Annotated in this window: 1 protein-coding gene; it reads right to left on the bottom strand. The window is 62.0% G+C overall.

What is annotated here, in order from left to right; translation table 11 throughout:
- On the bottom strand, nucleotides 1-1,573 hold a 1,573-nt coding region (locus KHQ28_RS28445), incomplete at both ends, for an ImcF-related family protein (protein ID WP_228298308.1).

The following is a 1,573-nucleotide window of genomic DNA, read 5'->3' as shown; positions in this document are numbered from 1 at the left end:
GCGGGCCGGCTGCCGACTGGTCGATGACCGGCTTGTCTTTCCCGCCCACCAGATCTTTGGCCGATTTAATAAGGCTGTCCGACAGCCCCTTCCTTTGTTGCCCCGCCTGCCCCTGCCAGGCAAGGGTATTCATCAGGGCAATCAGCGGCGACTGGCGGACATCGCTAATCAGCGTGAGCTGGTCGGTAACATCGGCGATATTGGTCGCCGGATTAAGTCGCAGACTGTTGAGAAAATTCAGCCAGCTGCCGGCGAAATCGGTGAAGTAGCGTCGGGTCAGACGCGCTTTCAGCGCCTCCGGCGACAGGTCTGTCGACACCGTTTTGCGCGAATCGCTCAGCACCCAGTCGATTTCCTCCCGGCGCGAGCTGGCTGCCTTATCAATGGCCTGCTGAATGCCGCCTTCCCATGCCTGGCGGGTAAACATCCCCGGGACCACTTCATCGGTGGTAAACAGGCGGCGCGCATCGGTGCCACTGGTCATGTCTTCCAGCGATACATCGGCAAAATTACGACGCACGGATTTGAGCATGTTCTCATATAAGGTGCTTTCGGCATTGCGGCGACCTAGCTGCTGCAACAGAACCTGACGGCTCTGACTCACCCGTTGCGCATCCGGGATGATCTTCCACTCTGGCCGCTCGGGCAGCAGGGAGAGATAAAAGGCCCACAAATCCGGCGCCAGACTTTGCCACAGACCGGTCGAGATCCCCATTCGCGTCGGCTGGACCGTTTTCATGGTCTGCGCAAAAAATGCGTCATCGGCTTTATCCGGACGAGCCATCATCAGCCAGGCTTTCAGCTGGTCATAGCCCGGTTTCGCCAGCTTGGCTCGTTGGTCGCTATTGGGGGCGGAGTTGACCAGCGCGTTGAGCGCCTGCTGCAACGCGGCATTGGCCGGGTCACGTATCAGGCGATGATTTGCCACACCGTACCAGGGTAGGACGGCGTTTAATAGTTGCTGATGATGGTCCAGACCAAAGCGCCGATACCAGGGCGCCCCCTTCTGCCCATCGTGCACGAGACGGCCGGCCTCATTGCGCAGGGCATGGAGGGCCGTCAGTTGATAGTCAGAAACGGAGGGGTGGGCCACCAGGTCGCGGGCTTTTCCCGCTACCGAAGCAATCTGACTGTAATTGAGGGCAAAGGAGAGCAGCAGTCCCGCCGCCCACAGGCCGAGGATGGCCAGCAGACCGCACGCCAGGCCCCGCTCCCACGCCATTCCCACGTGATGCCCGCGTAAACGGCGGCAGTCATCGACGATCCCCAGCCAGGTGGCGGGCAGCGTCAGGAGATGAGGCTGGCCCGCAGGCGAGGTATCCGCCTCCTGATACGGATCTACGGTACGAGGCTCTGGCAGGCTAAACATCAGGCCTCGCAGCGCAAGCCGCTGCCGCGAGGCGGTCAGCCACGGCGCCAGCTGCCAGCGCCATTGCGCGATCCCCCCGTCGATAAGCTGCTGTCCCAGACGCAGCAGAAAGTCGTGGCGGGTCTCCTCCGCGATCTGGCGCATCCCCTGCTCCCGCAGCGTGGGCAGCATCTGCGCAAGCTGACGGGCGACATCGTCCTCGGT

It is taken from the genome of Klebsiella sp. 28 (genome assembly GCF_018223905.1).
In the GTDB taxonomy this organism is placed as follows: domain Bacteria; phylum Pseudomonadota; class Gammaproteobacteria; order Enterobacterales; family Enterobacteriaceae; genus Klebsiella; species Klebsiella pneumoniae.
This window is presented reverse-complemented; position numbering and strand designations above follow the sequence as displayed.